Origin of the sequence: Mycobacterium sp. (assembly GCF_049683935.1) — a bacterium.
Lineage (GTDB): Bacteria > Actinomycetota > Actinomycetes > Mycobacteriales > Mycobacteriaceae > Mycobacterium.
On record NZ_JBAUJR010000402.1, the window covers coordinates 23,723 to 29,762 of the forward strand.

Consider the following 6,040-nt stretch of genomic DNA (forward strand, 5'->3'; position numbering starts at 1 on the left):
CCAGTGCGGCAGTGGATCCGGGAATTTCTCACGCAGCGTGCAGCAGATGCAGCCGTTGGTGAGTTCGACCAGTCTCTCCTCAATCCGATCGAGATGCCCCTGGCCGGCCATGAGGACCGCATCGATATTCACCTCGCTCATGTCGTTGACGATCACCGCCACCCGCCGGCCGTCCCGGTTCGCGAGGATGTGGTTCGGCAGGGTGGTCTTGCCCGCGCCGAGGAAGCCGGAGAGCACGGTGACGGGCAACAGCGGAGTGGTGGTGACCATGACCGTAATGATAATCATTACCAATAAGACGGGCGAACTTGCTGCTCGTTTATGCAAGATCTACTGCAAATGGTTATCGTTACCGGGTGATCATCTCGTCGTCCACCCGGTTCGGTCTGCTCGTCGCCTCGCTTCTCGCCGCGTCATTGGCGCTGTCAGCGTGTGGCAGCAGTGACGAGCCGGCCGCGTTCACGCAAACCACGACGGGCGCCGGTGACGAATGCCCGGCGACTCCAGTAGACGTCGTGGTCAGCGTCGACCAGTGGGGCGACATCGTCTCCCAGGTCGGCGGAGCGTGCGCCAACGTGACGACAGTGCTCGCCGGCTCCTCGGTGGATCCTCACGACTACGAGCCGGCACCATCCGATGCGGCACTCTTCGACGGCGCAAAGCTCGTCGTGATCAACGGCGGGCACTACGACGAGTGGGCGGCCAAGTTGGCCGGCACCTCGGCCCCTGACGCGCCGATCATCGATGCGGTGGAGTTGAGTGGCGCTCACGAGGGCGAGGCCGGTCACGACGATGCGGCTGAAGCCGGTCACGATCATGCCGGTGAAGGCAACCCGCACGTTTGGTACAACCCTTCGACGGTGAACTCCGTCGCCGAAGCGGTGACCGCCGAGCTCGGCGAATTGGCGCCCGACGCCAGCATCTACTTCGAGGAGCGACACACCGCGTTCGAGAATGTGATGAAGCCCTATGACGACGCAATCGCGACCATCAGGGCAGGCGCCGCCGGTAAGACCTTTGCGGCCACCGAGAGCGTCTTCGACGATATGGCTGCAGCTCTCGGGCTGCAGAACCGGACACCGGAGGGCTACCAGCTGGCCTCGGCCAACGAGGCCGAGCCGACGCCGGCCGACCTCGACGCGTTCCTTCGGCTGCTCGGCGAACGCGGGGTCGATGTGCTGATCTACAACACCCAGACGGAAGGCTCGATACCGGAACAGATTCGGGCCGCGGCGGAGGACGCCGGAGTTCCGGTGGTGGAGGTCACCGAGACGGTGCCGCCGAACACGGAGTCCTTCCAGACCTGGCAGGTCGCGCAGCTCGATTCCCTGGGTCAGGCACTCGGTGTCGGTGCATGACGTGCCCGCTGACCCGGCGCTGACGTTCAACGACGTCAGCGTCGTCCGCGGTGGCCGCACCATCTGGTCGGAGTCGACGCTGCAGGTCGACGCGGGCCGCTTCGTCGCCGTCATCGGATCCAACGGCGCGGGTAAGACCACCCTGCTCAAGGTGATCCTCGGACTGCTTCCGGTAGCCACCGGTTCAGTCCGGGTCTACGGCGAGCGCCCCGGTGTGCTCAACGACGAAATCGGTTACGTACCACAGCATTACGAGGTCAACGCCAGTGCGGCGATCCGTGGCAGAGATGCTGTGCTGCTCGGGCTGAGTGGGCGGCGATGGGGATTCGCCCGGCCCAGCGCCGACGATCGCCGGCGGGTCGACGAGGCTTTGACGTGGGTCGAGGCCGGCGATATCGCCGATTGCCGACTGTCCGAACTGTCCGGCGGCCAACGCCAGCGGATCGCGCTGGCAGGTGCCCTCGTCTCAAAGCCGCGGATGCTGATCCTCGACGAGCCGTTGGCGTCGCTGGACCTGCGCAACCAGCACGAGATCGTGGCGCTGCTGGCCAGGCTGAAGCGGGAACTGGGTGTGACCGTCATCGTGGTGGCACACGACCTGAACCCGCTGCTCGCAGTTCTCGACAGCGCGATCTACCTGCTGGACGGCCATGCGCACCACGCCGCGATCGATACGGTGGTGGACTCCGAACTGCTCACCCACATGTACGGGACACCCATCAAGGTGGCACACACCCTGCAGGGTGAGCTCTACATGCGGGGCGTGTGATGACCGAGACCCTGCTCGCGATCGGCTATCAGGACAACTGGCAGCAGATCCTCGGCTCGTCGTTCATGCGCAACGCGTGGCTCGGTGGAACCATCGTGGCGCTCGCCGCGGGCTTGATGGGCTACTTCATCGTCGTGCGCAATTCGTCCTTCGCAGCGCACGCACTGGCCCACATCGGGCTGCCCGGTGCCACCGGCGCCGTGCTGCTCGGACTGCCGGCGGCACTGGGGCTCGGGGTGTTCTGCGTCGGCGGAGCCCTGGTGATCGGGGCTCTGGGCAAGCGCGCCTCGGAGCGCGACGTCGCGACGGGCACGGTGCTCGCGTTCGCGACCGGGCTCGGTCTGTTCTTCAACTCACTGGCCACCCGAAACTCATCGACACTCACCAACGTGCTGTTCGGAAACCTGCTGGCGATCACGTCGGATCAACTGCTGTCGTTCCTGGCGCTGCTGGTGCTCACGGCGGCCTGTATCGCGTTCGTATTCCGGCCGCTGTTGTTCGCGTCGGTCAACAGCCAGGTCGCGGAGGCCAAAGGTGTTCCGGTGCGGGGCCTGTCGATCGCCTTCATGGTGCTGCTGGGGATCACCATCACGATGGCCGTCCAGGCGGTGGGCACGCTGCTGTTGTTTGCCCTGGTCGTCACGCCGGCGGCCACCGCGCTCATCCTGACTGCCCGTCCGGTTCTCGCGATGGCCGTCTCGGCGGTCATCGGCCTGGTCTCGGTCTGGCTGGGGCTGATGCTGTCGGCGATGTTCGATCTGCCACCGAGTTTCGTGATCGTGACGATCGCGTGCGGCGTGTGGTTCGTGGTCTGGGCAGGTGGCCGGCTGCCGCGCCCGGGCCGTAGGTCCACGGCACACTCCGCTGAGTCCACTAACCTCACAGAGCATGTCCAGGAGTCCGGCGCCGCGACGACGAGCGACCCTGGCATCTCTCGCAGCTGAGCTCAAGGTTTCCCGCACCACCGTCTCCAACGCGTACAACCGGCCCGACCAACTGTCGGCCGAGTTACGGGACCGCGTGCTGTCGACCGCGAAGCGTCTGGGTTACCCGGGGCCCGACCCGGTGGCCCGCTCGCTGCGCACCCGCCGGGCCGGCGCAGTGGGGCTGGTGATCACCGAACCCCTCAACTACTCCTTCAGCGACCCGGCCGCGCTCGATTTTGTTGCAGGCCTTGCCGAATCGTGCGAGGAAGCCGGCCAGGGCCTGCTGTTGGTCGCGGTGGGTCCCAACCGAAGTGTCTCCGACGGGTCGGCGGCGGTGCTGGCCGCCGGGGTCGACGGCTTCGTGGTGTACTCCGCCTCCGACGACGATCCGTACCTTCCCGCTGTGCTGCAGCGTCAGCTACCCGTCGTCGTGGTGGACCAGCCCAGGAACGTTCCGGGGGCCTCCATGGTCGGCATCGACGACCGCGCTGCGATGCGCAGCCTTGCCGACCATGTGCTCGAGCTGGGGCATCGGGAGATCGGGCTGTTGACGATGCGCCTCGGCCGCGACTGGCCCCACGGAGGACCCGGACCTGCCGTGGCGGACCCGCAGCGCCTCGAGACACCGCAGTTCGACGTCCAGAACGAGCGCATCCGCGGCGTCTACGACGCGATGTCCGCGGCCGGGCTCGACCCGGAGTCCTTGACCGTCGTCGAGAGCTACGAGCACCTGCCCAGCTCGGGAGGTGCCGGTGCCGACATCGCACTGGAGACCAACCCCCGGATCACCGCGCTGATGTGTACCGCCGACGTGCTTGCACTGTCGGCGATGGATCACCTGCGCGCCCGCGGCATCTACGTGCCCGGTCAGATGACCGTGACCGGATTCGACGGTGTCCCCGACGCTCTGCAGCGCGGTCTGACCACCGTCGTGCAACCCGGCATCGAGAAGGGCCGGCGCGCGGGGGCGCTGTTGCACAATCCGCCCGGGTCCGGACTTCCCGTCATCGAGATCCTCGGAACCGAGGTCGTCCGCGGCCGAACGTCAGGCCCTCCGGCGTAACGGGCACGCGGCACGCCGCCGTCATTGCTGATCTGACAAACTGCGTCGCACGTCGAGTAGGTGTGTCAAAGCCGCGGCGACGTCCTCCGGGGAGTCGATGCGGTAGCCGGCGAGTGTCTCGCCCGGACCGACCTTGACCCCGACGTCCGCGTCGCGCAGTCGACGGAACGCCTTCTCGTCGGTCACGTCGTCCCCGAAGAAGACCACCGCCGTCGCGTCGTGCTGATCGCGGAGGATGTTGATCGCCTCGCCCTTGTCGGTGGAGATCACCGCGAACTCGAGCACTGCCTTGCCCGTCGTGGCGTGCGCCTGCCATCCGGTCGATGCGTCCCATGCCGCGGCCAGCGCCGCGTCACCGTCGGCCGGCGAGGCGTTGCGGACGTGCAGAGCGACGCTGGCCGGCTTCGTCTCGACCGTCACTCCCGGTTTGTCGGACGCGACGGCGGTCAGTACGTCGGTGATCGTCTGCAGCAACACGACGTCGATGGAGTGGGAGAACCCCGAGTCGAACTCGGCGCCGTGGCTGCCGACCAGGTGCACCGACGACGGCATGGACGACAGCACCCGCAGATCGCCGAGCGCGCGACCGGAGATCAGTGCGGCGGAGGTGGCAGGCAGTTCGGCGAGTTCGATCAGCGCGCGGCCGGCGTCGGGGAGCGGCCTGGCGTCGGCGGGGTTGTTGACGATCGGCGACAGGGTGCCGTCGAAATCCGAGGTGACCAGCAGCCGGGGAGACCTGGCGGCCAGATGCAGGGCCCTCGACAACTCGGGTGGCAGGTCGCTCACCCGTCAGATCTTAGGCTGGTCGCCGTCTCCGATGAGCAACCGGACGGCCAGATCCAGCCGCTTGCTGACGTCGGTGGCAGAGGCACGCCGCGTCAGCCATGCCAACAGGTTCGACAGCCACACGTCCGAGATCACCCGGGCGATGTGGTACTGGTCCTCGGTCGGCTCGCCGTCGCTCATCGCGCGTGCGAACATCGAGTCCATCAGCTTGCCGACATGGTCTACCTCACCGGCCGCCGACGCGTCGGCGAAGACGAATGCCCGCGTCATGGCCTCGGTGAGCAGTGGGTTGCGCTGCATGGCCCGATTGAGCTTGCCCACCATGATGTTGAGCCGCTGGTAGGCGGTCGCCCCCGCGGACAGGGCTGCCCGGTCCGTCTTGGCGTCGATGCGCTCGAACTCCCGGCCCAGTGCGGAGACCAGCAGATGGACCTTCGACGGGAAGTACCGGTAGAGCGTTCCCACCGCGACGTCGGCGCGTTCCGCCACGGCCCGCATCTGGACGGCTTCGTAGCCACCCTTCGACGCGATCGCCAACGTGGCATCCAGGATGCGTTTGCGCCGCTCGCGCTGAGCCTCGGAACCCAGCTCGGACTCGGTCAGCACCGCGACGTTCATCACCTGGCGCGGCCGCGAGTCCGACCCGGCGCCGCGCGGCGGCGTCGGTGACGTACCGGCGGACAACTCAGACGTCCCAGACATGCGTCGAGCGGCTCCTTCGTGATGCGGACTCGCCGAAAACGATACGCATACCGGCCCCCAATTTCTCACCTCGGTGTCCTGGAACACACCGCCGTGCCCTGCTGTGATGGCGGTCGACTTGACGGTCGAACGCTGGCACTATTAGAACACGTTCTAGTGGGAAGCACTCTCTTCTCCCTCAATCGCTAGGAGTCCTGGTGTCGGCTGTGTCCTCGAATACCACCGCGACCATCACCGATGAGCAGTCCGCCGCGCGCGACCTGGTCCGTAGCTGGGCCTCCGGGTCGGCCGTGATCGATGCCGCGCGCGAGGTGGAGCACGGGGACGCGGCCGGGTGGCGGGCGCCGTACGACGGCCTGGCTCAACTAGGGATCTTCGGTGTCGCCCTGCCGGAAGAACACGGCGGCGCCGACGGCACCGTCGCGGATCTCTGCGC

Annotated in this window: 7 protein-coding genes and 1 pseudogene; 5 read left to right on the forward strand and 3 right to left on the reverse strand. The window is 67.1% G+C overall.

Annotated features, from left to right (window positions below):
• Nucleotides 1-27 precede the first annotated feature (27 nt).
• Nucleotides 28-288 (reverse strand): annotated as a pseudogene (locus WA965_RS22975) (GTP-binding protein); the annotation flags it as partial.
• 74 nt (nucleotides 289-362) lie between these two features.
• Between WA965_RS22975 and WA965_RS22980 the strand changes: the two are divergent.
• From WA965_RS22980 to WA965_RS22995, 4 genes are read left to right on the forward strand one after another with little or no spacing between them, the layout of a single operon-like run.
• Nucleotides 363-1,358, forward strand: coding sequence for a metal ABC transporter solute-binding protein, Zn/Mn family (locus tag WA965_RS22980; protein ID WP_526302195.1), 996 nt, complete (start codon nucleotides 363-365; stop codon nucleotides 1,356-1,358).
• Between the two features lies 1 nt (nucleotide 1,359).
• Entirely contained in the window at nucleotides 1,360-2,127 is a 768-nt protein-coding gene (locus WA965_RS22985) for a metal ABC transporter ATP-binding protein (protein WP_526302175.1), read from the forward strand.
• Nucleotides 2,127-3,071 (forward strand): metal ABC transporter permease, encoded by a 945-nt coding sequence (locus tag WA965_RS22990; RefSeq protein ID WP_526302177.1) that lies wholly within the window; start codon nucleotides 2,127-2,129, stop codon nucleotides 3,069-3,071. The genes WA965_RS22985 and WA965_RS22990 overlap by 1 nt, the downstream gene beginning before the upstream one ends.
• Nucleotides 3,016-4,116 (forward strand): Rv3575c family transcriptional regulator, encoded by a 1,101-nt coding sequence (locus WA965_RS22995; RefSeq protein ID WP_526302179.1) that lies wholly within the window; start codon nucleotides 3,016-3,018, stop codon nucleotides 4,114-4,116. The genes WA965_RS22990 and WA965_RS22995 overlap by 56 nt, the downstream gene beginning before the upstream one ends.
• Before the next feature lie 21 nt (nucleotides 4,117-4,137).
• Here the strand turns inward: WA965_RS22995 and otsB are convergent, their stop codons facing one another.
• Nucleotides 4,138-4,902, reverse strand: coding sequence for a trehalose-phosphatase (gene otsB / locus WA965_RS23000; protein WP_526302181.1), 765 nt, complete (start codon nucleotides 4,900-4,902; stop codon nucleotides 4,138-4,140).
• A 3-nt stretch (nucleotides 4,903-4,905) separates the two neighbouring features.
• Nucleotides 4,906-5,520 (reverse strand): cholesterol catabolism transcriptional regulator KstR, encoded by a 615-nt coding sequence (kstR, locus tag WA965_RS23005; RefSeq protein ID WP_347133526.1) that lies wholly within the window; start codon nucleotides 5,518-5,520, stop codon nucleotides 4,906-4,908.
• A gap of 290 nt (nucleotides 5,521-5,810) precedes the next feature.
• On the opposite strand from kstR, the gene WA965_RS23010 reads away from it, so the two are divergent.
• Nucleotides 5,811-6,040, forward strand: a 230-nt coding sequence (locus tag WA965_RS23010) for an acyl-CoA dehydrogenase family protein (RefSeq protein ID WP_526448110.1), incomplete at its 3' end; no start/stop codon positions are given.

Excerpts from the sequence above, each read along its gene's own strand:
- kstR (WP_347133526.1), bottom strand. The coding sequence starts at position 5,520 with ATGAACGTCGCGGTGCTGACCGAGTCCGAGCTGGGTTCCGAGGCTCAG.
- WA965_RS22990 (WP_526302177.1), top strand. The coding sequence starts at position 2,127 with ATGACCGAGACCCTGCTCGCGATCGGCTATCAGGACAACTGGCAGCAG.
- WA965_RS22995 (WP_526302179.1), top strand. The coding sequence starts at position 3,016 with ATGTCCAGGAGTCCGGCGCCGCGACGACGAGCGACCCTGGCATCTCTC.